17 protein-coding genes, 1 tRNA gene and 1 pseudogene are annotated in these 24,502 nt (G+C 67.5%); 8 read left to right on the top strand and 11 right to left on the bottom strand.

Going from position 1 to position 24,502, the window contains the following annotated elements; all coding sequences use genetic code 11:
• Together VF662_RS06840 and VF662_RS06835 are read left to right on the top strand one after the other, a co-directional pair.
• Nucleotides 1-376, top strand: a pseudogene (locus tag VF662_RS06840) (M16 family metallopeptidase); the annotation flags it as partial.
• Nucleotides 373-1,239, top strand: a complete 867-nt coding sequence (locus VF662_RS06835; protein WP_464139197.1) for a class I SAM-dependent methyltransferase — start codon at nt 373-375, stop codon at nt 1,237-1,239. The pseudogene VF662_RS06840 and the gene VF662_RS06835, both read left to right, overlap by 4 nt.
• Here the strand turns inward: VF662_RS06835 and VF662_RS06830 are convergent.
• From VF662_RS06830 to VF662_RS06820, 3 genes are read right to left on the bottom strand one after another with little or no spacing between them, the layout of a single operon-like run.
• Entirely contained in the window at nt 1,236-1,877 is a 642-nt protein-coding gene (locus VF662_RS06830; RefSeq protein WP_464139195.1) for a heme exporter protein CcmB, read from the bottom strand. The two genes, VF662_RS06835 and VF662_RS06830, sit on opposite strands and share 4 nt — an antisense overlap.
• Nucleotides 1,874-2,419 (bottom strand): heme ABC exporter ATP-binding protein CcmA, encoded by a 546-nt coding sequence (gene ccmA / locus VF662_RS06825; RefSeq protein WP_464139203.1) that lies wholly within the window; start codon nt 2,417-2,419, stop codon nt 1,874-1,876. The genes VF662_RS06830 and ccmA overlap by 4 nt, the downstream gene beginning before the upstream one ends.
• Before the next feature lie 20 nt (nt 2,420-2,439).
• Nucleotides 2,440-2,841, bottom strand: coding sequence for a metallopeptidase family protein (locus tag VF662_RS06820; RefSeq protein ID WP_464139193.1), 402 nt, complete (start codon nt 2,839-2,841; stop codon nt 2,440-2,442).
• Nucleotides 2,842-2,860: 19 nt separating this feature from the next.
• On the opposite strand from VF662_RS06820, the gene VF662_RS06815 reads away from it, so the two are divergent.
• From VF662_RS06815 to VF662_RS06805, 3 genes are all read left to right on the top strand, one after another.
• Nucleotides 2,861-3,151, top strand: a complete 291-nt coding sequence (locus VF662_RS06815) for a 4a-hydroxytetrahydrobiopterin dehydratase (protein WP_464139191.1) — start codon at nt 2,861-2,863, stop codon at nt 3,149-3,151.
• Nucleotides 3,152-3,201: 50 nt separating this feature from the next.
• Nucleotides 3,202-3,292, top strand: a tRNA-Ser gene (locus tag VF662_RS06810).
• Between the two features lie 157 nt (nt 3,293-3,449).
• Complete coding sequence (locus VF662_RS06805) at nt 3,450-4,766, top strand: tyrosine-type recombinase/integrase (RefSeq protein WP_464139187.1); 1,317 nt, start codon at nt 3,450-3,452, stop codon at nt 4,764-4,766.
• Nucleotides 4,767-5,285: 519 nt separating this feature from the next.
• Here the strand turns inward: VF662_RS06805 and VF662_RS06800 are convergent.
• The 6 genes from VF662_RS06800 to VF662_RS06775 form a co-directional block, all read right to left on the bottom strand.
• On the bottom strand, nt 5,286-5,747 hold the full coding sequence (locus tag VF662_RS06800; protein ID WP_464139184.1) for a hypothetical protein: 462 nt from the start codon (nt 5,745-5,747) through the stop codon (nt 5,286-5,288).
• A complete protein-coding gene (locus VF662_RS06795; protein ID WP_464139181.1) occupies nt 5,744-6,460 on the bottom strand; it encodes a DUF3800 domain-containing protein in 717 nt (238 codons plus the stop codon). The genes VF662_RS06800 and VF662_RS06795 overlap by 4 nt, the downstream gene beginning before the upstream one ends.
• Before the next feature lie 713 nt (nt 6,461-7,173).
• On the bottom strand, nt 7,174-8,802 hold the full coding sequence (locus tag VF662_RS06790; protein ID WP_464139179.1) for an SAVED domain-containing protein: 1,629 nt from the start codon (nt 8,800-8,802) through the stop codon (nt 7,174-7,176).
• Between the two features lie 7 nt (nt 8,803-8,809).
• On the bottom strand, nt 8,810-9,754 hold the full coding sequence (locus tag VF662_RS06785; RefSeq protein ID WP_464139177.1) for an AAA family ATPase: 945 nt from the start codon (nt 9,752-9,754) through the stop codon (nt 8,810-8,812).
• The gene (locus tag VF662_RS06780) at nt 9,751-10,269 is read right to left on the bottom strand and encodes an HORMA-1 domain-containing protein (protein ID WP_464139175.1); all 519 of its coding nucleotides are present in this window, start codon (nt 10,267-10,269) and stop codon (nt 9,751-9,753) included. Before VF662_RS06780 ends, VF662_RS06785 begins: the two co-directional genes overlap by 4 nt.
• Before the next feature lie 8 nt (nt 10,270-10,277).
• Complete coding sequence (locus VF662_RS06775) at nt 10,278-11,243, bottom strand: CBASS oligonucleotide cyclase (RefSeq protein WP_464139173.1); 966 nt, start codon at nt 11,241-11,243, stop codon at nt 10,278-10,280.
• A gap of 122 nt (nt 11,244-11,365) precedes the next feature.
• Between VF662_RS06775 and VF662_RS06770 the strand changes: the two genes are divergently transcribed.
• Nucleotides 11,366-12,271 (top strand): WYL domain-containing protein, encoded by a 906-nt coding sequence (locus tag VF662_RS06770; protein WP_464139171.1) that lies wholly within the window; start codon nt 11,366-11,368, stop codon nt 12,269-12,271.
• Between the two features lie 440 nt (nt 12,272-12,711).
• Here the strand turns inward: VF662_RS06770 and VF662_RS06765 are convergent, their stop codons facing one another.
• Entirely contained in the window at nt 12,712-12,936 is a 225-nt protein-coding gene (locus tag VF662_RS06765) for a CGNR zinc finger domain-containing protein (protein WP_464139168.1), read from the bottom strand.
• Between the two features lie 167 nt (nt 12,937-13,103).
• On the opposite strand from VF662_RS06765, the gene VF662_RS06760 reads away from it, so the two are divergent.
• Together VF662_RS06760 and VF662_RS06755 are read left to right on the top strand one after the other, a co-directional pair.
• The gene (locus VF662_RS06760) at nt 13,104-15,779 is read left to right on the top strand and encodes a PD-(D/E)XK nuclease family protein (RefSeq protein ID WP_464139166.1); all 2,676 of its coding nucleotides are present in this window, start codon (nt 13,104-13,106) and stop codon (nt 15,777-15,779) included.
• A complete protein-coding gene (locus tag VF662_RS06755) occupies nt 15,776-18,949 on the top strand; it encodes a UvrD-helicase domain-containing protein (protein WP_464139164.1) in 3,174 nt (1,057 codons plus the stop codon). The genes VF662_RS06760 and VF662_RS06755 overlap by 4 nt, the downstream gene beginning before the upstream one ends.
• 104 nt (nt 18,950-19,053) lie before the next feature.
• Here VF662_RS06755 and VF662_RS06750 read toward each other — a convergent pair whose 3' ends face one another.
• On the bottom strand, nt 19,054-24,348 hold the full coding sequence (locus VF662_RS06750) for a sacsin N-terminal ATP-binding-like domain-containing protein (protein WP_464139162.1): 5,295 nt from the start codon (nt 24,346-24,348) through the stop codon (nt 19,054-19,056).
• Nucleotides 24,349-24,502: the final 154 nt, after the last annotated feature.

Below are 24,502 nucleotides of genomic sequence, written 5' to 3'. Positions count from 1 at the left end.
CAGCCACGTCCAGCCTTATTCGGATGCCGGCATCCTCTCCATCTACGCGGCGACTGCGCAGCGGCAGGGGACGGCGTCGGCGCAGCTGATCGAGGAGGTCCTGGCCGAGGCGGCGCAGACGGCCACCACGCGCGAGGTCGACCGCGTGCGGACGCAGTCCAGGGCGGGGCTCCTGATGTCGGTCGAGAGCCCGTGGGGCCAAGCGCACTACGTTGCCCGCCAGCTCGCCGTATACGGCCGGCTGGTTGAGCCTTCTGAGGTCATCGGGCAGCTTCAGGCCGTGACCGTCGAGGACGTGCGGGCGGCGGGCGCGAAGATCCTCTCCGGCCCCCGCGCCCGCGCCACGATCGGCTTCCCCGCCGTCCGGGCGGCATGACCCTTTCCACCCTGGTTGCCGAACCCTGGAGCCATTACGGCCTGATGGATTCAGGGCACGGCCGGAAGCTCGAACGCTACGGGCCGCACAGCTTCATCCGCCCCGAGCCGCAGGCGATGTGGGCCCCTGCCCTTGCCGATTGGGATGCCGACGGCGAGTTCATCCCCGGATCCGACGAGGAAGGCGGCGGCCGCTGGCAGTTCAGCCGGCCGGTACCTCGGGAGGGGTGGGACATGGCGTGGGAGGACGTGCGCTTCCGCGCCCAGAACACGCCCTTCCGCCACCTCGCCTTCTTCCCAGACATGGCGCCGCAATGGGCGTGGATGCGGGAGCGGCTGGGTCCCGGCTCCGAAGCTCTCAACCTGTTCGGCTATACCGGCGTCGGGACGCTCGCCATGTCCGCGACGGGTGCCAACCTTGTGCATGTCGACGCATCGAAGAAGTCGGTCGAAGCCGGCAAGCAGAATGCCGCCCTCTCCGGCTTCTCGGACAAGCCCATCCGCTGGATCGTCGAGGATGCGGCCAAGTTCGTCGCACGGGAGGTTCGGCGCGGGCGGCGCTACGACGGCATCATCCTTGATCCGCCGAAATACGGCCGCGGTCCTGCCGGCGAGGTCTGGAAGCTGGAAGAAGGACTTCCGGCCTTGGTCGCAGACTGTGCGAAGCTTCTGGACGCGAACAGCCGGTTCCTGGTGCTTACCGTCTACGCCGTCAGGATGTCCGCTTTGGCGATCGGCGAGCTGCTCAATCAGGCGCTGGCCGGCCTGGGCGGAAGGGTGGAATGCGGCGACATGGCCGTCCGGGAGGAAGCGCGCGGTCTCCTGCTGCCGACCGCCATCTTCGCGAGGTGGTCGAGGGACTAGTCCCGCGCCGCGCGGATCGCCGCTCCCGCCGCGAACGGCGCGGCGGCGACGAGCAGAAGGGACACCGCGGCAAGCAGCTTCACCGCGCCGGTATCGCTTCCCTGCTCGATCAGGCCGGCCCCGAAGATCAGGATCGGCACTGCAAGCGGCAGTATCAGCAGCCCGGCAAGCGCGCCGGTGCCGCGCAAACCCGCCGTCAGAGCCGCCACCATCAGCGTCAGCGCCGCAAGCCCCGGCGTTCCGATCAGGAGCCCCAGCTCCAGCCGCATCAGCACATCCTGAGGAAGCTTCATCAGCGCCGCCGCGGGAATGGCCGCAAGCATCAGCGGCGGACCGAAGCTCAGCCAGTGCCCGGCAAGCTTGGCGAGCGCCACGCTCTCCTCGCCGATGCCGCGCACCGCCAGCTGATCGAGCATTCCGCTCGCGCGGTCCGGCTCCACCAGCCGCTCCACGGGCAGGAGCGCCGCGAGCAGAGCCGCCATCCACAGCGCCCCGCCGCCCGCGCGAGCGAGCAGCGCGCGGTCCGGGCCCACCGCGAACGGAAAGAGCGTCGCGACCAGCAGGAAGAAGATCAGCGGCAGCATCGCATGCCCGCCGCTGGCAGCGATCCGAAGCTCGCGCAGGATCAGCGCCTTCATCCGAGCCGCACCTCGCCGGCGCCCGGAAGCGCGACCGCCTGGTGGGTCGCCGCAAGCACCGCTCCGCCGGCGCGCCGGTGCTCCGCCAACATGTGCGTCAGGCGCTCCACGCCTTCACCATCGAGGCCATTCAGAGGCTCGTCCAGAAGCCACAGAGGCGCATTGCTCGCCACCACCCGCGCAAGCGCCGCGCGCTTCCGCTGCCCGGTGGAGAGCATCCGCACCGGAACGTCGGTGAGCGCCTCCAGACCGAGCGCTCCGAGCCCCGTGCGGCCGGAGCCATCCAGCCGCGCCCAGAAGCGGAGCGCCCGCCCGAGCGTCAGCTTCTCATCGAGCGCGAGACCCTCATCGGCAAGCGCCGCTGCGCCGCTCCTTGCCACCGATCCCCCGCTTGCTCGTAGCAATCCCGCGGCAATGCGGATCAGGCTCGATTTGCCGGCGCCGTTGGGTCCGGTGACGATCGCGGCCGCGCCCGCTTCGAGCTCCAGGTCCACCCCCTCGAACAGCAGCCTGCCGCCGCGGATGCAGGCGATGCCGCGCATGCTGAGCAGCGGCGCATCGCTCACCCCGCCGCATCCTCGATCGCGTGCATGTCATCGTCGGAGAAGCCGGAATGGTGGCCGACCTCGTGCACGATCACGTGGGTGATCAGGTCCTCGAGCCCCACCCCCGTCTCGACCCATTCGTCGAGCAGTGGGCGCCGGTAGAGGTGGATCATTGGCGGCAGCTCACCGGAGAGCATCGAGGACTGCTCGCCGATCGGCCGCCCCGAATAAAGCCCGGTGAGCTCGAACGGGTCCTCGAGCCCAAGCTCGCGCAGCACCGCCTCGTCCGCGAACTCCTCGACCCGAAGCACCACGTCCTTCAGATACGCCCGGAACTCGGCCGGAAGCCGCCGCATCGCCTCCTCGCCCAGCCGCTCCAGCGCCGCCGCATCGGGCGCAAAGGTTTGACGCTCGCTCATTGCAAGGCGACATAGAGGCATGACCAGCGAGAAGCCAAGCTTGAGCCCCGACGAAGCCCTTCGCGAGCTACCCGCCTGGACCTACGACGAGGCCCGCTGCGGCATCGCACGCAGCTTCCGCTTCCGGGACTTCAACGAGGCCTTCGCCTTCATGACCCGCGTCGCGCTTGCCGCCGAGCAGGCGGACCATCACCCCGAATGGTCGAACGTCTGGAACCGGGTCGACATCCTCCTCACCACCCACAGCGCAGGCGGCCTCACGCAGAAGGACGTGGAGCTGGCGAAAAGGATCGATGGCTTCGCGGCTTAACTTGCCCTTGGCGCCGGAGCTTATTAGAGCCCTCCCCTTCCAGAGCATGCGGAGCGGTGGCCGAGTGGTCGAAGGCGCTCGCCTGGAAAGTGAGTATACGGCAAAACCGTATCGAGGGTTCGAATCCCTCCCGCTCCGCCAGCAGCTTTTCTCAAGCTGCCTCACCCCGTCTCAGGGCGCTGTTTTCCTGGACAAATTGGGCAGTTGCGCGTCTCAGTGCGTCTCATCTAGATTCAACCAATCGCAAGCCTGATGGGGGCATTGTGGGGGCATCGCAACCTGGCGGGTGGGGGCATTCGTGCTGACGGAGATCGAAGTTCGCAAGGCCAGCGCCAGGGACCGCGATTACAAGCTCGCGGACGCGGGGGGTCTGCACCTGTTTGTGTCGAAAACGGGCCATCGCTCATGGCGCTACAAGTACCGCTTCGGTGGCAAAGAGCGCCGGCTTGTGCTTGGGCCCTATCCTGAGATCAGCCTCAAGCGGGCGCGCGAGCTGCGGGACGACGCCAAGCGCGCGCTACGAGAGGGTCGCGACCCTGGTTTGGAGAGCAAGCGAGCGCGGCTCTCGAGGCAGGAGGGCCACAAGAACACGTTCGAGCAATTCGCTCGGGAATGGCACGCAGGGCAGGTTCCACGGTGGAAGCCGGTCCACGCCGAGGACGTTATGGTTTCGTTTCAGCGGGACCTGTTCGGTGAGATTGGCGGCTACCCTATCGACCAAATCGATGAGCAGCTGCTGCTCCAAGCACTACGCAAGGTGGAAGCGCGAGGGGCAATTGAGACCGCCCGGCGTCTGCGCCAGCGGGCGGAGCGCGTGTTCCGATTCGCAGCTGCGGAGGGCGTGAAGAACGCCAATCCAGCAGGGAACGTCCGCGATGCGCTGAAGCCCGTGGTCACGGGAAGACGTTGGCCGGCGCTCACCGACGTCGCTCAGATCCGTTCGCTGATCCGCGATGTCGATCGGGCCGGCGCTTCGCCGGTCACGCGCCTTAGCTCGCGCTTCCTCGCCCTAACTGCCCAGCGCCCAGGCATGGTGCGGCACGCCATGTGGCCGGAGATCGAGGGCGTGGACTGGACCAAACCTGACACGCCGAGCGCAGAAGCACTGTGGCGCATTCCGGCACAGAAGATGAAACAGGAGCTTGCTCTACGCGAAGACGAGGCATTCGAGCACGTCGTGCCCCTGTCGGCAGCGTCCGTCGAGGTCTTGCTTGCCGTACGACCATTTTCCAGCAGCAGAGGTCCGATCTTCCCCGGCGGCCGGGACACGTTCACGCCTCTGTCGGAAAATGCGGTAGGCTACCTGTACAACCGTGAAGGCTGGAAGGGTCGCCATGTCCCGCACGGCTGGCGGAGCTCATTCAGCACGATCATGAACAGCCGGATTGAGCGTCTCTTCCCAGGTGCCGAGCGGTTGCTGGTTGATCGGCTCGTGATCGATCTGATGCTGGCGCATACCCCGAGCGGAATGTCGGCCTCCGAACTCAGATACAATCGGTCTGCGTACATGGAGAGGCGGCGGGAGCTGGCGGAGGATTGGGCTGCTTTGATTCTAGAAGGCGCGGATACGGCCAGTTCGCTGTCGGAAGGGCCGCGCAGAAGAGTGAAGCGCTGAAACCCGTGAGCGGAGGCGGCTTGTGAAGCCCAAATTATCAGGCGATTTCTACCGACAACAGAACGCGTAAGGCGCCTCAGCGCCAATGTGGGACGTTGAGAGCTGCAGACCGTGCGCTCCGTGAGCCGGACGTCGAGCCTAGAGCCTAGGGCGAAAGAGCCGCTGCCTATTCCTCGGTGGGCTCCCTTCGTTTAGCTGGTTGCATGACCCGGCGGATAGTCACCCGGGCTGCCTTAAGGGATCGATTCGTAGCCTAGCGTTGATGATCGGTCGAAACTCGGATGGTTGTCGGACCCGGTCGCGGTTTTCATATCGAAGCCAGCGCAGAAAGCGACCGGTCGCAGGCTTCTGGAAACCAGCTTGTCTTGAGGGCCTGTGTGCTGGTACCGCGGTGCGGTACCAGGCGATTAGCCTTGCATTCACATATTGCTGTGCATAGATACGCATCAGTCTCACCTGCCATGCGTAGGAAGAGCATTCGAGGTCGGTCCAGCAACGCTGGGCCGGCCTCAGCTGCTTCTAGTGCCCATGGAACCTGTCTTGTTCCGCCCTGAGGGTGCGGACACGGTGTGTCTGGTTCGTCTCATACGCCGACTTGAGAAGCCAGTAGCCATCTCGCCGAGTCAGAATGACGAGATATTCCTCGCGGTACCACAGCAGGACGTTGGTCTCCGATCCGCGCCTGTTTTCCCACCACTGGATGTCGCCGTCGACATTCCAGGACTCGATGACATACTTCACCCAGCGCAGCCGTTCGCAGCGGCGCAGGTCGGGCAGACGATCCTCCTCCACCTTCCCCTGCTGGATCAGATGCCAGAAGGCGGCCCACTTGCCCTCGGTCTCGGGCAAGCGGCGGCAGGACACGCGGTCTCCGCGAAACGTGAGGCCTCCTTGCGCAATCTCTCCGAGGAAGATGGCGTAAAGCTGTGTTTCGTAGGCCTCCCAGTCGCCCCCAAAAGGAAGCAGCGCAGGCATACTCATCCGGCGGTCTCCTGCGCCGCCCAGACAAGTAGGTTGAATTTCGTGCTCGAGAAGGACGCGGTCTGCGTCAGTGCCTTGGGACCAAGCCGAGCACGAAGCTGTGCAAGGAGCGACTGTTTTGCAGCGCTAGTCTCTAGCCCGCGATTGGCATAGCCCACTGCGCCGATCAGCAGATCCGTAAGCTGGAGGATTTCGCTTTCGTGCGACCTGATCTGCTCGACCCGCTCGACCGTTTTGTTATTGAAGTCGAATATGTTGTTTGAGAGTACATTATGCAGGTCCCGTGTCTTCGGGCCGCCACGGGTGTCCTTCACATCGAGATAAATGCGATAGGCGTGCGACGGCGAGATCACGTACTTCAGCATCGTGAAATACATCTTGTAATACCAGTCGTCGTGGTTCTGTCCGAACTTCTCGTGGTTTAGCTTCTCTTTGTCCGGAACTAGTACGCCGCGAAAACGCAACTTAGGATCGCTTAGAAAATATTCGATAACATCCGCGTAGAAGTCGAGCTTGCCAGCTGAAACCTTTGTCCATTTTGTCTCGAAGGTCGGCGCAAGACCGTGTCTGCGCTTAATGGCACGAAGCTGCTCCTTGATCCGCTGCATTTCGCCGACTTCGCACCAGACGCAGCCGAGCACCATGACCGGGATATTGTCTCCCTCGTTGTGGCAGCTCTCATCGCAATAGAGGTTGTAGACGATACGGTTCATCCTTCCAGTACTAGAGCCTGTGAACGCTGGCGCAACAGAGGTCGGGCCGCTCCGTCCACGCGCAAACCGACAACACCCTTACCGACCTTATCCGTCGGCGCAGCTGCGACCCCGCTGCGCAGTGCGATTGAAGGGCCGTTCTGGGGACGCAGTCAGGTGGCCTCAATGTCTCATTCTGGGTCGAAGCTGCCGTCGAACGAGGTCGACCGGAGCGTCCGGTAAGGGCGCATTCCGAACGCCCCGCTCGGCGAAGAAGTGGTCTGCTTTCCAAGCTGGGCCGCCGAGAGCTGCCAGACCGCGTCCGGCCAGAAGCGGACCTGGGGCAGGGGACGTCCGCTATGCGCCAGATCGCGACGTGCAGCGTCCGATCTGCTCCCGAAAGCGGACGTCTAACGGGCACACTCGGTTGGCCGACGTGCGCCCATCCCGGACAGGAGCCGCCGACGACCTCAATGTCCGATGTTGGAAAAGCGGACCGGCCGCTTTCGAGTGTCAGCAAGCGGGATGCGAGTGCGGATACGAGACCGATGTTGCGCTCCTGCGGCTGAGGGCTCTCTGCTAAAGCTTCAGGCCCAACACGGTGCCAAGCATGCTCCGCGCGCTCGCTTTGCAAGCAGACCCCGAGGGTAGTAGCTGGCGATCCGGGATGCGAGTTGGGTTCCGCCCCCACCGGCTACGTAGACGAACAAGCGTTCGGGTCGTGATCCTCTCGGCTATGGCTTGGCTGATGGTGAGTTGGTCCGCAGCGTCGCGCAAACAAGTCCGTCGGAGCCGGCGGCGAGCTCACGGCGGGGTTTCGGACCCGCTCCGGCCGGTTTCCCTGGCGGCAGCGTGAGCGAAGGGGCGTATGAGCGGCCGCGACCGCCTTCGAAATCGAACTCGTAAACTCGGACCCGGCCGAGCGCCGGCTGGCGCTGGCCGAGGAAGAAGGTGAGTGCGTTGGGGGCGGCGGCGAACAGGTGGATCACGCCGGCGGGCCGATCACCGGCGGCCGCTTCGCGTATAGCGGCGACCGCCGCGTCCGCGAGCTGGGACGCGTGGCGGCCGCAAACGACGGCGTTGGCGCCCGGTCCCGCGGCCGGTTTGAGCACGATGAGCCGGCCGGCATCCACCAGGTTCGCCTCCAGGTGCCGGCGAACGTCGGCCTCAACGTCGTGGGTGATGCCGAGCGCCACGGCTAGGTCGCCGCCGCCGTTCGGAAGATCGACGATCTCGACAGCTAATCCATCCCAGTTGGGATCGGTCGTACGGTCGTCCGCGGACCAGACCCGCAGTCCGTTTGAGCGTTGCTCCAACTCGATGCGCCGACCCGCCTTCAAGTTGATCACGGTGCCGGCGGCGAAAGCAAGCGATGCGTGCGCGTCGAGTACGAGGCGGATCTGCTGGGCCTCGCCGGCGGCTTCAGCGAGAAACTTGCGCAGCGCCGGCAGGAGCGTGTCCTCCCAATCGGCGTCGTCGCGGATAAAACGCTCGTCGAACCAGGGAACCAGGTCCAAAACCTTGGAGCATCGCTCCTCAAGCCGGTCGAACGGGTGCTCGAACGATTTCATGCCGTAGATGAGCGGGCGCGCCTCCGGCCCCCGCTCGAGGAGACCTTCCCGTCGGCACGCATCGCGCAGCGCGCCCCGGTCGAACAGCAATCTGCGCTGTCCGGCCCATTGAAAGACAAGGTCGTCGTAGGGAAAGGCGGAACTGGCCGCCGGAACACGCGCAAGGCCGACGTAAGCGAAGAGGATGTCGAGTCGTTCCCGCAACTCCTCGAGCGTGTCAGTTAGCGCGCCGAAGGCGAGCGTGCCCGCGAACTTCTTGAGCTCTTCCGCCTCGATGCCGAGATGGTCCCGCCAAGCCTTCCGGACGCGCCCGGCGCGGCTCTCGTCCGTCCGCGACCCGTACAGCCGGTCGACCCGCATTGCACCCGAGCGCGTGCCGATCATCTCTCTCAGCGGATCGGCGCGATCAATCTGCCAGTTCGTCACCAGCTTGAAGCGGACGCCGGCCCCGTCCGGCGCGTGCTCGGTTTGCGCCTGCCTGGCGCGCTGAAGCAAGGAACGGGCGTTGGCATTGATGAAATCCGGCTCGGTGAGGTCCGCGTGCCCGTAGCTGCCGGGGGTGGCGTGCCACTTGCACTGGAGGTGCTCGCGGCGGAGCGGCCGGCCGTGCTGGTCGACTCCGCCGCGGTCCGGGTCGTACTCGATCCACACGTCGTCGAACCCCCTCGGGCCGACCTCGAAGCCGACCCGCCCGACGGGGCTCAGCGGGTCCAGCAGCCTTGCGGCGTGCAGCCAGAACAGGCGGGCCTGGAAGGCGTCCCCGTCCCGCCGTACGGTTACGGCTTGAGTCACCAGCGCTTCACCGCGCGTCGCCGTCGCGGAACGGCGGCGTTGGCGGTAAGGAGAGCGCGATCTCGAGGGCGCGCGCGCCCGCCACAGGCTTCGATGGGTAGGCGTCGAGCACGATCGCCGGCATGAGGCGCTGGGTTAAATCGGAGAAGGTGAAGCCGTGCTCGCGGCTGCCCTTTTTCGGACCCGTCGCCGCGACGAGTGCGCCGATGTCTCTTTTTCCGATCCCAAGGGGTCCGAGCCGGGCGGTCAGCACCGCTTCGCGCTGGCTTTCGTTCGGCCGCGAGAAGGACAGCACGTCTGCAGCCCGACGCCTGACCGCAGGATCGAGTGCGCCGAGGCGGTTGGTGCACATGATCACGGCGGCCGGCAGCTTGCCTGCGGCGATCCGATCGATGCCCCGGATGAGCGCGTTGACCCCGGCGCGGTCCTCGTGATGCATTTGGGCGGCCTCGCGCGACTGGGCGAGGGCGTCCGCTTCGTCGATGAGCAGGATGATCCCGCCGCGTGCCCGGCCGCCCGCCGCCTTCAGCTTCGCAGCCTCCGCAACCGTGTGGTCGAACGCGGCCGATATGAGCTGCGTCATTTCGCCGACGCGGCCCTGCCCCCTGCTGGAGAGGCTGAGCGGCAGCAGGGTCAGCTCGATGCGCTCGGTTCGCGCGACGACGTCGCCGATCGTCTCGGCCAACTCCGTCTTGCCCGAGCCAACGTCGCCGGCGAGCACCACCAGCGGCGGACGCCTGAGCACCGTGTCCAGCAGTTCTCCGGCGCCGGGGTGGTGCCGACGCGCCCACTCCTCTAGCCCCGCAGGGTTGACGAGCAGCCCAAGCAGCTTGGCGAGCCGGGCCTTGTGGTCGTCGAGGCCGACCAACCGGGCGAGCCGCGTTTGCGGCTCGAAGTCGGGGAAGGTCAGGCGCCGTTCGAACAGTTCGCCGAGCGAGTTCCCGGCCGTCATCCGAAGCTCCTTACGCTGGTCCGGTCGAGCGCCCGCCCGCCCGAGGAGTAGGTCCGGTCCGACTGGAGGTAGCCGGAGACCCCCGGTTCCGGCGCGCCCTGCCGGTCGAAGGGGAGCGTGGTCCGGAACGCGGCCCGCTGAGCGTCGGTGAGCGCGTACCAAGCCGTGCTGTACGTCAGGTAGCTGTAGAAGGCGGCGTTGCTGACGTCCCGGCCGGGGCGGACGCGGCCGGGATCGTCGTCATTGGCCGCGAGGCCAGAGAGGTCGCGCGCCGTGTAGCGCAGCGTCGGCTCGATCCAGTTGCCGTTGCGCTTGAAGCCGTAGGTTACCGTGCCGAGGTAGCCGCCCTTCAGGAACGCCGTGACCTCCGCCTCGTAGCTTGCGATGTCCGTATCCAAGGGCTTCCCGTAGAAGCGCTGCATGCGCTTCAGGTCGGTCGCGACCTTCGCCGCCAGCTGGCGGGCGTGGGTGACCGTGAAGGTCAGGGAGTCGGTGAGGGTGTAGCTGGACGACATCGGGGACCTCAGACTTGGAAGCTCGGACCGAACACCTTTTGCCAGTAGCCGACGGTCAGGTTTTTGTTGGGTGCCGCGAGCGCGGCGTCGATGGCGTCCCCAGCATCGATCGCGGCGTCGACGATCGCGTCCGCGTTGGCCGGGGTGTAGAGGCGCGCAACATTGTTCTGGGCGTTCACTGGGTCGGTAATCCTCACCCGGTCGGACGAGGTCGGCACCGCGGAGAGATGGTAGTAGTCGGAGAAGGCGATGTGCTCGCGCAGGTCCGACGTCGCCAGGTAGGTGAAGAAGTGCTGCAGCGCCTCGGGATAGTCGTCGAACGGCAGCCCGTCGTCGCACAGCTTGGCGAGGATCATCTCGATCATGAACGATTTGAACCGGAAGCCGTCCCGCTCCTGCTTCATGCGGCCGGCCCAGAATTTCGCCAACCGCACCACCTGGGCAAAGTGCTTTTCCTGGCACCGGCGGCGCTTGGCGGCGAAGTCGAGGTGGAGGGGGATGCTGGTCCGCAGGAACGAACCGTCGTCTTGGCTGACGAGGTTGCCGTACCATAGCGGGTCGCCGTCGTAGAGGATCGGCACCACGTCCACGTCGAGACCGGTTCCGCGGAACGAGACGGTGACGGAGTACGTCTGGGGCTGCACCTGCTCTGGGCTGAAGTTGGGGAACGCCTTGCGCAGCCTCGCGGCGATGTAGTCGAGCAGCTTGGCGACATCGCTGGGCGCCTCGGCGCCGCTCACGTAGCAGGCCACATCGATGTCATTGAGGGAGCGCAGCGCCGTCCCCTTCGCCAGGCTGCCCGACAGCATCATCTTCCGCAGGGTGAAGTCGGGGTGCTCGCTCAAATAGCCTTCGAGCTTCTCGCGCAGACCCCGGGCCTGGGCGCGGTATATGTTCGCCTTGTCCCTCGGCAGGTTCACGCGCTCGTCCGCGAAGCGGACGATGTCGGCATGGCTCACGTGTTCGCGACTCACTGCGGGACTCCCAGATCGGCCGGCCGGGTTGACCCCGACCCCGGAATGCGCGAATCACGAGACCCGCTTAGTGAGTAGATGGATATAGTATCCAGACCCGTAAAGCAACGATAGGGGTACTGATGAACGTTACACCGAAGCGGCAATGGCCGCAGAACCGGCGCTTCGAGTTCATCGAGTGGAAGCTCTATTGGGAGGGATCGCTCAATCGCAGCGATCTTGAAGACGCGTTCGAGATCTCGACGCCGCAGGCGTCGGTCGATCTGCGGAACTACCGGGCCAAGGCGGAGGGCAATCTCGACTACGACCCGACCGGCAAGGGGTTCAGGCCGACGCCGGGAATCACACCGCGCTTCCTCCGGGTTTCCGCCGACCGGCTGCTGCTGCAGCTACGCGCCTACATGACGGGCGCCCTTGCCCGAACGGACCTCTGGTTCAAGAGCATGCCGCCGTCGGATATGGCGCCCGACGTGGTGAGGCACGTCGAGCCAGACTGCCTCCGAAGGGTGCTTCAGGCTATGCGCCGCAAGGAGGCGCTGGACGTGAATTACCAGTCGATGACGAGCTCTAGGTGGCGGCGCATCGCGCCCCACGCACTCGCGTTTGACGGACATCGCTGGCATGTCCGGGCTTGGGCGTGCGACCGCGAGGACTTCAGAGATTTCGTACTGACCCGGATTGAGGAGATAGGCGGGAGCAGCCGGGCTGAGTTCAACCCCGAGGACGACATTGAATGGGAGACGCGGACGACCCTGTTCCTGGAGGCGCATCCTGGGCTGACCGAGGAGCAGAGCAGGGCCGTCCAGAGCGACTTCGGCATGGTCGACGGTCGACGGTCGATCGAGGTGCGCCTGTCGCTCGCATACTACTTCATCCGCCGCCTGAACCTGGACCTGCCCGACCTGCCTGCCGCGAGGGCGCAGATCCGCCTCGCAAACTTGGATCAGGTCGCCGCGCAGGCGAAGGCGGCGCGTGAGGCCACGTTGGCGGCCATCGCCGCGCGTCGGGAGGCGCGGGCTGCGGACTGAGCGGCGGCTCGCGCGCGAAGTTTTGGAATGAATGGTGGGTATTCGCACAAACCCGACATTCCGCGGCCAAACTCAGCGCGGCAGCTATGGGCGCATTCCGGACGCCCGATCGCCGCGGAGAAGCGTCCACTTTGCCCGGGTCGGCTCCCGAAAGCAGCCGGTCCGCAATCGGCCATTTTCAGACATCCTGGGAAGCGAGCCCGAGGAAAGTCGAGGATTGATGTTACTGCTCGGCGAGAGAGGATTCTTAACGAAAATAGCGCCTAGCAAAACCCGAGTATTCCCGCGGGATTGTCGAACCCGACCGAGGCGCTTGTGCTACAATCTCATGTAGCAATCGAGTGCACAGTTGCAGGATGAAGCCTGTTTGGGGGCTGTGGGTCAAGGTCCGCGGGGGATTGCAGCTTTCGGCTTCGACGATCGCGGCCGACGCGCCTGGTTCAGGACCGAGGCGGCTTATCTCGGCCGACGGCACCCTCTTCCAAAAGCCCGACGGCAGCTCCAACCGCCTTCATCGGCGCAGACGGGCCCTGCGCACGCTGATCGTGCCGCCTGGCCTTGGCCTTGTTCCCGCAGTCGCTCATGCGGCACCGCCGCCGGCCGGTGCGAAACCGATCGACGAAAAGCCATCCACAACCCTGACCTGGAGATTGCCGTATCCTCAAAGCCTGCGCGCCAGTCAGAAGGTTGAGCGCGGCGAAAAGAGCATCGCTCAGGACCCGGTCGATCCAATCTTTTCAAAGGCCTCGCGGCAGGGCAGAACATCGCTGGCAGCTCGGCCGGGTTCGCCGAGCGGCGAAGAAGCAGGGCGAGGGAAGGCGGGACGGGCGGCATGATGGACATCATTTTCGGCCTGCAGGCGGACGCGGGCGCCTGGCCGGATCACGGCGGAGCCGGCTTCGGCGCGTTCGGCGCCCCCGTCGTCGGCCCCAACGGTCTTGTCGAGATTTTGGAGACCGCCCGCGGCCTCGGCGCGCCCTCGACCGCCAACGTCGTCCGCATCGCCGCGTTCGAGGCCGCGCTCGAAAACCTCGACGGCCCACCCCGGTTCTGGACTAAATCGCTCGAGGTGGACGGCTGGGCAACCGCCCGCACGCTGCTGCGCTGGCGCGACGAGCTAGTGGACGCAGGCTGGAACCCCGCCGCCGGGTGGACCGGCCGGCGCCTGGCCGACCTTGCGGCCGCAGCTCAAGCCGCCGTCGACCTGCCGACCGGTATCGCCGACCGCACGGCCGCGCTCGCGGCGGATCTCGCCGAGCGCCCCACCCTGCCGATCCGGCGCATCCGCCTCGTCGACCGACGGACCGATCACCCGATCGGATGGCGGCGGCTGCTCGACCGGCTGGAGGCGTGCGGCGTCGCCGTCGAGCAGCTCGAAGCCCGACCGGCAGCACCTGAGCACACGGCGCTGGGCCGGCTGCAACGCTGGATGACCGGCGAGGGACCGATCGCGGGTGCCGCGGACGGGACGGTCACGATGGCAACCTCGGCGAGCGCCGCCCTCGCCGCCGAAGTCGCCGGGCAATGGTTCGCCGAACAAGGCGACCGCGAGGCCGTCCTGATCGCCCAGGACGCCGACACGCACCTCCTCGACCACGGGTTGTGCGCGGCGGGCCAGCCGCGCGCGGGACGGAGCAGGGCCTCGGCCCACCGGGGCTCGCTCCAGATCCTGCTGCTCGCCTTCAAGATCGCCTGGACTCCCTTCGACCCCCGGGTCCTCATGGACTTGCTCGCGTTCCCGACCTCGCCGATCGCGCCGCGAGCAGCCGGACGGCTGGCGGAAGCGCTCGAGGAGGCGCCGGGCCGCGGCGGTCCCGCTTGGCAGGAAGCGTGGGTGAAAATCGGCGAGGCCGAGGTCGCCGCCACGGACGGCGATCCGGCCAAGCTCAAAAAGGCGCACGCGCGGCTCGAACGCTGGCGCGCCTGGGTCGAGCCCGAGGCGGCGGATCCGGTGGCCGGGATGCCCCTCGCGGCGGCGGTGGCCGCATGCGACCGGACGATCGCGTGGGCCGGCGCGCGCCACGCGATCGACCGTGATCAGCTCTACGCCGCCACCGTCACCCTCGCCGGCGACGTTCGCGCCGCGCTGGTCAGGCTCGGCCGAGACGCGCTGCCGCGCACGCTGGTCGAACGCATCATCGATCAGGCGCTCGACATCGGCCACGACAATCCGGCCGCCGCGGCCGAAGCCGCGCGCTGGCGCTGCGTGCCGCAGCCGGGCGGCGTGTGGGCACCCGCCGAGACGGTCGTCTGGTGGAATTTCCGCACCACTCAGGACGGTCTGCAGCGGCAACCCTGGACGGAAAGCGAGCGGCAGGAACTCGCCCGCGCGGGCTGGCCGGTGGACGAGGTCGGCCTCGCCGGGCGGGCGGCGAGCGCCGCGTGGGAACGGGCCGTGCTGCACGCCCGCGGCAATCTGCTCCTCATCGCCGGGGGCCTGGACGCCGGCGACGACGAAGCGCTGCACCCGCTCGCGCACCGCCTGGCGCCCGCCACCGAGAAGCTGGCCACCTGCATCCGGATCGAGGACGCGCTGGCGCGGAACTCGATCACGATCGCCGGCGTCGAGCTGCGGCGCGAGCCGGTGCCGATTGCGCCGCTCCCGGCGTCGAAGCCCGTCTGGACGACCCCGGCGAGCTATCGCGATCGGCTCGAAGGGCTGACCCACTCAGCCACCTCCTTCGAGGCGGGGCTCGGCTGTCACCTGAAATGGGCGCTGAAGCACATCGCGAGACTGCGGCCCGGCCGGGTCCGCTCCATACCGGACGCGAACCAGCTGCTCGGCAACCTCGCGCACGCGCTGGCGCACGAGATCTTCGCTCCGGGCGCCCCGCCGGCACCGGATGTGGCGAGCGCCAAGGCCGGGGAGCTGCTGGATGGTCTCATCGACGAGATGGCGGCGCCGCTCCGCCTGCCCGAGCTCGCCGCCCAGCTGGCCGAGGCGCGCGGCCGACTGCCCGCCGCGATGGCGGAGCTGGCCCGCACGCTGGAGATTAACGGGCTGACGGTGGAGGAGACCGAGAAGCAGGTCAGCGCGACGTTCGAGAACGCCCTGTCGGTGAGGGGCGCCATCGACCTGGTCGCGCGCGATCGGGACGGAAACTACGTGATCATCGACCTCAAGTGGACGCGCAGCGAGAAGAAGCGGCGAGAGGAGCTCGAGCAGGGCAACGCCGTCCAGCTCGCCACCTACGGAGCAATGACGGCGGGCGACCAACCCTACCGTGCCGGTTACTTCCTGCTCAACCAGCGCCAATTCGCAACGCTGGTCGAAGGGGGGCTCATCGGCGGCCGCGCCGTGGAGGGCGCCCGGGGCTTTCCCGCCACCTGGGCCGCCGTCCGGGAGAGCTGGCTCCGTCTGGGCGAGCTGGCCGACGCCGGCCAGCTCGTCGCCTGCGGCGTCGAGGGGCACGAGGACCACCTGCCGGGCGACCTGCCGATCGTCCTCGAGGCCAATTGCAAATGGTGCGACTACCAGACGCTCTGCCGCGTGAGGGGATTGGAATGAAACAGCCGACCGGCCACGCGAACGCCCGCGTCGACACGATCATCGCGTCGGCGGGCACGGGCAAGACATACACGCTGGTGGAGCGGATCGGCGCCGCGGTCGAAGCCGGCCTGGCGCCGAGCCGGGTGCTCGCCACGACCTTCACCAAGAAGGCGGCAGCGGAACTGGCGGGGCGGATCCGCTCAAAGCTGATCGAGAACGGCCGACCGGAATTCGCGGCGGCAATGCTGGCCGCGCGGATCGGAACGGTGAACAGCGTCTGCGGCTCGCTGATCGCCGAGTTCGCGTTTGAACTCGGCCGGTCGCCCGTCTCCGAGGTCATCCCCGAGGATCGGCAGAAGGCGATCTTCGCGCGCGCGATCGGCCCGGCGATGTCGCGCTTCGCCGGCCCCATCCAGCAGATCGCGGAACGCTTCGATCTGCCAGCGCAGGGCTATTCCCTCCACGGACGCCGGATCGACGGTTGGCAGGATCACCTGCGCCGCATCGTCGAGCTGGCCCGCTCCAACGGGATCACGCCCCAGCGCATCGGCGAATCCGCCGAGCATTCGGTCAAAGGCCTGACCCGTCTCTTGCCCGCCGCGGCGGCGGGCGAGACGGCGGACGCGCTTGATCAGGCGCTCGCCGACGCGGTCGCGGACTGTCAGGCGGCGATCGCGCTGAGGAGGGCCGGCTTGAAAGTAGGCACGCTCAAGAAGGATGTGCCTTGTGTTGAAGCGGCGGCGGCGCGGCTGCAGCGCGGCGAGCTGCTGCCCTGGATCGAATGGGCGCGGCTGTCGAAGTTGGGCGCGACTAAGGCCGACGAGGACCTGTTCGTCGACGTTGTGGCCGCCGCCAGCGCGCACGCGCGCCATCCCCGCCTGCGCAGCGACGTCGAACAATTCATCCGCCTGCAGTTCGACTGCGCCGCGCAGTGCCTCGCCGACTACGCCGACTTCAAGCACAGGCGCGGCATCGTCGACTTCGTGGACCAGGAGATGCTCGCCCTCGACATTCTCCGCGAGGGCGGCAACCACGACCGCCTCCGTGAACTGATCGGCGCCGTGTTTGTCGACGAGTATCAGGACTCCAGCCCGATCCAGATCGCCATCTTCTCGGCTCTCGCCGGGATCGCGCCGACGAACGCCTGGGTCGGAGATCCGAAGCAGTCGATCTACGGCTTCCGCGACGCCGATCCGGCGCTGACGCAGGCCGCCGCCCAGGCGATCACCAAGGACACGGGCGGCACCTTCGAGTTCCTCCGCAAGTCTTACCGGACCCGGCCCACCCTCGGCAGGCTCGTGAACTCCGCCTTCGAGCCAAATTTCCGCCGGACCGGCATGAAGCCCGAGGAGATCACCTTCGACGATTACGCCCGCCGCGATCCGGACGACGGCGCGGCCCTCCTGTCGGTCTGGACGCTGGCCGGCTCGAGGAAGGAAGACCGGACGGAGGACCTGGCCAGCCGGATCCACGGCCTGCTGCGCGATCCAGCCGCCTGGCCGGTCGTTCCGAAGGGCGGAACGGAGAGGCCAGCCCGGGGCGGGGATGTGGCCGTGCTGTGCCGGACCAACGGTCAGGTGCTTCAACTCGCCGCGGCGCTGTCGCGGCGGGGCATCCGCGTGGCCGTCGAACGCAGCGGGCTGCTCGATCAGCCCGAGGTGGAGCTCGCATTGGCGGCGCTGCGCTGGGTCGCCGACCCGACCGACAGCCTGGCGCTCGCGGAGTTGGCCCGCCTGAGCTGCGACGACGACGGCTGGCTTGCCGCCGCCTTCGAAGAGAACAACCTCGCGGCGCTGGAAGCGTGCGTGCCCTTCACCGAGGAGCTCAAGACCTTGCGCGCGCTCGCGCCCCAGCTCACGCCGAGCGAGATGTTCGACGGCGTGCTGCACGTCGAGGGCATGCTCGCAACGGTGGCCCGGTGGGGCATGGCGGAACAGCGGCTTGCGAATCTGGAGGCGGTGCGCTCGCTGCTCGACGCCTACCAGGAGGAACAGCGCTCGGAGCGGCAGGCCGCCACGCTCGCGGGCGCGTGCGAATGGCTCGCCGCCCGCGACGCGCCGGCGCAGCCGCAGAGCCGCCATCCCGACGCCGTTAATCTGCTCACCTATCACGGCGCCAAGGGACTCGAATGGCCGATTGTCGTGCTCACCGGGCTCGAGCACGAAGCGAAGTCCAATCCGTTCGGCGTCTATGCCGAGGATCTCGACGAGCCAGATTGGCGGGACCCGTTGGCTGGGCGCGTGCTGCGCTATTGGCCGTGGCCCTACGGCATGCAGGCCAAGGACGTCGGCCTCGACCTGGCGGCCGCCCTCAGCCCGGAGGGAGTGCTCGCCCTCGAGGAGGAGAGGCTGGAGAGGACGCGTCTCCTCTACGTCGGCATGACGCGGGCGCGCGACCACCTGGCTTTCGTAACGTCCGGCAAGACCGACTGGCTGGACGAATTGACGACCGACGCGGGCCTGTCTCTGCTCAAGCTGAGCGCCACACCGCTGGACGTAGGCGGTAGCGTGTTCGCGCTCCGTCCTGCACCCGACCGGGCGGAGCGGGACGAGGCGGCGCCCCTGCCCGAGTTCGCCCGACCGGCCATGGCCAGGCAAATCCATCCGCCGCTGCGGCTGCGGCCGAGCGGTCAGCAGTTCGGCGGGACCGTCCGCGTCTCCGAGCGGGTGCAGCTCGGCAGCCGCATCACGCTGGTCGGCGATCCGGACCTGCAGGCGGTCGGGGAGGCTTTCCACCGGTTCTTCGCCAGCGACGATCCGGCGCGGCCGGCACCCACGCGGCTCGCGTCCGCGGCGGACATGCTCCGCCGGTGGGGCGCGCCCCAGGTTGCTCCCGGGGACCTCGTGGAGGCGGCCGACAGGCTGCACGCCTTCCTCGAAGAACGTTTTGGCGGCGCCGCGCGGCTGCGCGAATGGCCCGTCCACGCTGCCGAGGATCTCCAGGTCATCTCCGGCAGGATAGACCTGCTGGTCGACGGCGGCGGCGACCTCACGGTCATCGACCATAAGAGCTTTCCGGGCTCCGTGGAACTAGACGACGAGCGCCTGAGGGCGTTCGGCGGGCAGGTGGAACTCTACGCGCGCGCCCTGCGCATCGGCGCCGGCCGCGACTGCGCGGAATACTGGATCCACCAGCCGATCGCCGGCGCCATGGTGCGGGTCGAACTGGCCGCCGCCGAAGCCGCCTGAAGCGGTGAATAGACCCCGCCCGACGGGGCCCCTCATCCCTCGTCGTCGACGCGCGGGCCCTCATGCGCGTCTCAGGATCGCGCGCGGTTGAAAAGGGTGCGTGTTCAAGCCGTCGGGTTGAAGCGCATCCTAGTGGCACCCGCTCCGACGGTCCGGAAGAAGGCGCGTCCTGCTTCCGACATCGGGTTCGGAAGCTCCATGACGCGCCAGCGAGTGGGATCGTCTACGAAGGGAACGTAGAGGATCCGGTAGCGGCGGGAGGCGTCGGCGGCGCACTCGGCCGCCACCCGCATCTCGTTCTGGGTGAACTCGAACTCGAAGGAGTCGTCGAGAGTGGACTTAACCTCGTAGCGCCACTCGACCTCCTTCGTCCGGACGCGGAAGTCGAAGCCTAGACCATCGTCTCCGGCCGCACCGTCTTGAACGGCCAGCTCACGGTTGCCGGAGACCCAGCAGGCATCGTCAAAGCGAACGCCGTGCTTGGCGGCCAGGAAGCGGCCGGCGAGGAACTCTCCGGCAAAGCCCATGGCTCCCTTTACGTCGTCCGAAATGCGCACCGTGCGCTTTCGCTGCCCGCCGCCCGCCCCGGATGATTTCGAACCGCCCGAGCCGGGGGGCATCTCGGCGAGCTTGAACCGCCGCCTGGACCTGCGGAGCCACTCCTCGTCCGTCATCGCCACCTCGGCGATCTGGATCAGCCGCTCGGCGAAGTCGCCGGCGGCGGTGTCGAGATCCTCGCCGGCAAAGCTGAAGGACCGGCGCTTCCTGGCCGCCGCCTCCTTCTGCTCCTCCTCCCTCTTCCGCTCCGCATCGAGGTCGCCGGACGTCAGCTCCAAATCCTTCAGATCCAGCGAGGCCGGCATGGCCCTGGGCCAGAGGGCGGAGTCGAGTAGCAGCGGAAGTTCGCCGCCCGACGGGACGGGCTCGAAGTCGAGAACACCCTTCCTCTCGAGCGCCTTGAGAACGGATTGCGCGCCGCCGGCCCAGACCTGGTCGACCGCTTCCTGCGCGACCAGCCAAGCGGCGACAATGGGAGCGGCCTCTTCCAAGAAAGCGCGGAGCGCCTTCCCGTTCTTCGCCCGCACCCGCGCGAGCGATTCCATGTCGACCTGGACGTCCTCGCCGATCTCCTGATCAAGCCGGTCACGAAGGAGACGCGCCACGTCCTCGCGAGTGACCTCCTCCTTCTCCAAGATCCACTCGGAGGGGAACTGCGCAAAGTCGAGCGAGCGGAAGGCGACGTAATCATCGATCGGAAGGCCGCTGCGATAATCGGCTAGGTAGCGACGGCGAAGCCGGTCGACCACGGCAGGGCGGAGATCGTCCTTCCACGTCTCGAACAAGCGCCTCAGTTCGGGCTCGTTGCTGAGCGGCTGCTGGTCGAACGCGAGCAGGAAGCGGTTGAAGCGGCCGAAATCCAGGTTCAGCCGGCGGCGGAGCTCGGCCAGGTCCCGAACGCCGACGACGAGGTCGAGCAGTTCGGCCGCAGGCAGCGGCAGCGAGCCGCCAATGGGCTCGAGCGCCGCCAGCGCACCTTGCCGGGACACACCTTCGCCCAGCGCGGTCCCTAACACCCGGCCGGTTTCCTCGTCCGTCAAGCAAGCGACGACAGGTGGAAGCCGTCGGAGGAGCAATTCGTGATCCGCGCCCTTGGACTCGAGCAGTTCGCTGACGAGCTCCGGCCGGCAGTCGAGGGCGCGCGCGAACGCTTCGTCGGACGGCCGCGTGGATGGATCGCCGGCCGCGGAGCGGACCGCGAGCAACGGCAGGAGCCGTTGGAGCGAGCGCATGCGCCGGTCGAGGAGCGAGGCGAGGTGCGGCGCCGCCTCCGCCAGCAAGCTCCAGTCCAACTCCGTCGCTCCGGCGACGACGAGCGTCGGCATCCTCTCGTCGGGATAGGCGTAGAAGCGCAGCGGCTCGGCCCCGCCCGCCGTCCCGACCCTGAGAGACAAGGTGTCGCATAGCTTGAGCCTGATGCGACGGAGCCGGTCCTCGACGGCGGCCATCGAGATCGCCCGCTCCAACTCCCTTCCGAGCACCTCGTTTGCCAGCAGAACGGCGTCTGACAGCCACTCCAGTCCGTTCGCCGCGAGAAGCGGATCGGCCAGGCTGGGAACGAACGGCTCCCCGTCCACATGGACGACAACTTCCCCGCCCTCGACCCGGGCCGCGTCGAAGCCTCCTGAGGCGTTCAGCATGGCGAGTGCTGGACCGACGTCCTCGTCGCGCCCGAGCTCCAGCAAAGGAAGGCCGGCCGCGATCACCGCGCGGGCTTCCGGACGCTGCGCGTCGGAGGCAACGAAGAGACGGGTCGGGATCCCCCGATCACCGGCGACCACCTCCATGCCGCCGCCCTGCCAGACGGCGAGAGGCAAGGTCGAAGGGAGAGCGGCCTTGGCCTCGACCGCCAGCGACCAAGCCCTCTCGTAGGTCTTTCGGAAGGACGAGCGGTCGCGGGACTCGAGTTGGCGTGACCCGTCGGCGAGGTCCGCGAGCCGGCGGCCTGCCTCGCCGTCCGACGCCCAATCGCGAAGTGCGTCGCCGCCGATCAGCAGCTTGCTCATCCACTGATCGCCCTGGATCGCGTCCGCAAGCCGCTCGCGCGGACGCGGGACATATCTCGGGACGCGTGCGCCGGCGTTACTGGTAGCCCAAAGCTCGTCCAGCCGTCTGAAGTCCTCATCGGTGCCGTCCACCGGCACCCATGGCGCGGTAAGGACGAAGGCGCCGGCGGGAGTGTAGGGGCACACCTCGTTCCAATCGCTTTCCCACCGATCGTAACGACCCAGCCGCCAGCGGAGCCAGGCGCGGTCCTCGTTCCCCAGCATCACCACGATGAGGTCGGCGAAGCGCTCGCGGGCCTCCGGCGGAAGCTGCTCGTGCTCCAGTTGGCCGGGCAGGCGCCAGAGCTCGCCCCGACGCTCGTAACATGTCATCGGATTTTTGAGGTGGAACGGCTCGTGCAGCTTCACCCAACCTGCGTCGCGTCCGGCCTGCGGTGCGGCCGTCCGGAGGAAACCCGTCCACAGGTGCGAGGGCCATCCCGACACCGGCGCGGCGTCGTCCTTCACGAGAGGCAGGCCGTCTCGAACACCGCAGGCTCTCAGGAACGATACCCATTCCCGGCGCCCGGTGTCGGAGCGCGGCGCCCATTCGGATTCGCCGAGGAGCAGCGCGTCGCCCGCCCGGCGGCAGTCGGCGGATAGGGCAGCCGCCTCTGCAAGGTAAGTCGTCAGCTTGCGACCGTCCGCGGTCCATGCACCGGAGAAGAAGGCCTGGCTCGCTGGGCGCCATCCTCCCCGCGTCTCGACGTGAAGGTCGACGCGCCGCAGGATCTTCTCCGCCTTCAAGCCTTCGGCACGCCACACGTCGATGGCCCAGCGAAGGGCGTCGGCGCGCCGACCGGGCGCGGGATGATCACCGAACAGCTGCGGAAGACCTTCCAGCAACTCGAGCGCGTCGTAGCGCCGAACCAGCCCCGCCTTGACAAAGTCGGAAACGACCTCAGGTTTGAGAGGTACGCTTTCGTCGAAGATCGCCAGCTTGCGCGCAAGACTCGCGGGCGGCAACGGAGCGCGATCCCGGTCCCGCCGGCGTGAAACTCCGTCCTGCCGGATGTAGATCGCACGCTCCTCGCCGCCAGAAGCGGGAGGCGCATGGAGCTTGCCGTCGCGACCCTTAAGGAAGACTTTGTTCTTCAAGCTCTGGAGCGCGAACACGCCCCCGAACGCGCGGCGTATCTCCTCGTAGAAGGTGCCCCAAGTCTTCGGCGCAGCCTTCTCCTCGAGCAGCGACGCGGCGATCAATCGGGTCCAGTTCGCCAGCGTTTCGCCGCGCGGCTCCGCTACCGTCCCAGCGGCTCGAACCAGACCCGTAAGTCGACCCAAGCGGGACGACCCTAGGTCGGGAGCGGCGAGGTCGCGTGCACCCGCCTTGACGAGGCGCCTGGCGCGGAAAATACGGTAACCCGTCTCATCCCACATCCACGATGCGGAAATCGAAGTCCAAGCCGTACCGCCCGCAGCGGGAACGCACGCGCACTTCGACCAGTTCAGGCCCAAGGTCCTCCAGGCCGACGCCAATCGCGCGGAGTCGGCCGCATTCCAGGCGGCGAGGTCGAAGAGGGGACCGCGGCCGATGGTCGCCGCGAGGGGCTTGAGCTCGGAAGCCGCGAAAACGGCCGTCTCGGCGAGCGCATCGAGCAGGAACGCGTTTAGCGGCAGCTCGAAGTTGGCCCGCCTCCGGTCGATGCTGGCATAGAAGGGAGCGTCGACGTGACCGGCGATAGGCGAGGGTATCTCTGCCGCCATCGGCAGGAAGTTATAGATGCGGCCGGAACCGGAATCCGGCCGATAGAGCGCCACCGCCACGGCGACCTTCGGCTCGCCGCGCCAGTCTCGCCAGCGAGCAAGTTGCGGCTCCTGGGGGATGCTGCGCTCGACGGCCGCGATCAGCTTGTCCCGATCGAGGGGCCTCCTGGCGACGAGGTAGCGCTCGCCCGTCGGCTGGATCTCCACGATCTCGTAGTCGCTGCCGCTCTTGCCCTGCGGCCCTAGCTGCTCCTTGACCTCGCGCGACAGCACCTTGCGCCGAACTGAACCTCCTTCCACGATCTCAACCGTGACCTCGCGCAAGCGGTCGAGGAAGAGAAGCAAAGGCGCTTCGGCGCCGAGCAATCCCGATACCTGCTTCTTTGCCATCGCCAGCGCCGCTCCGGTGGAGATCGGGACGTGGATCACTGTGGCGAAGCCCGCCCGGGCGAAGGCGGCAATCTCGTCGGGCTGATCCTCGATCGGAACGGACGCGAGATAGCGGGGCAGCGTCTCGGCGACCTCGCGGGCGACGTCGGGACCCGCCAGGGCCGAAACCTCGGCGAGGACTTCGTCCGGGCCGGCGAAGCGGAAGCAGAAACCGTCGAAGGCCTGATTGGGACGGGCGCGTGCCTGCGAGTAGATCCTCGGGTCGTGCGTCAGGGTCTCCACGCTCCGGAACCCGAGACCCTTGTTGCCGATCCCTTCGCCGACCGTCTTGCTCGATACGCCCACGTTGCGGATCGCGTTGACGTTGTCCCAGTCGAAGCCGGTGCCACCGTTTGCGACGTAAAGGTCGCCCTCCTCCTCGCCCCCGATCACCAGCCGCAGGAGGATGCGGCCGTCATGACCGTCGCGGTGGGCGTCATGGGCGTTCTGAATCAGCTCGAAGATGACGCGGTCGCCATACTCGCCGCCGATCACCTCACTCAGGTTCCGGAGGCTCTCGTAGGTGCCCAAGCCCTTCGTCACCGCGTCGACGGCGTTCTCCAGCTGATCGTGGAGCTTGCGTCGCAGTGCCGCCGCCGGATCGCCCAGCTCGGCGGGACCGCCGCCTCGCAGCGGGAGGTGATCCAGATGAGTCGCCATGCATCTACATCCCGTCGCGGAGGACTCGAACCGATCGAGTCGCGGGGGCCAAGTTAACCCGTTCAACGCGGCTGACAATCCGAGGGCCTGATCACTCCGGGTGCGGCGACATCCCGGTGCCACCGAAGCGCTTCTTCCGAGGGCGGCGGAATAG

Source organism: Allosphingosinicella sp., from assembly GCF_036387215.1.
Lineage (GTDB): Bacteria > Pseudomonadota > Alphaproteobacteria > Sphingomonadales > Sphingomonadaceae > Allosphingosinicella.
The sequence above is the reverse complement of the archived record's forward strand: the minus strand, read 5'-3'. Positions and strand labels throughout refer to the sequence as shown.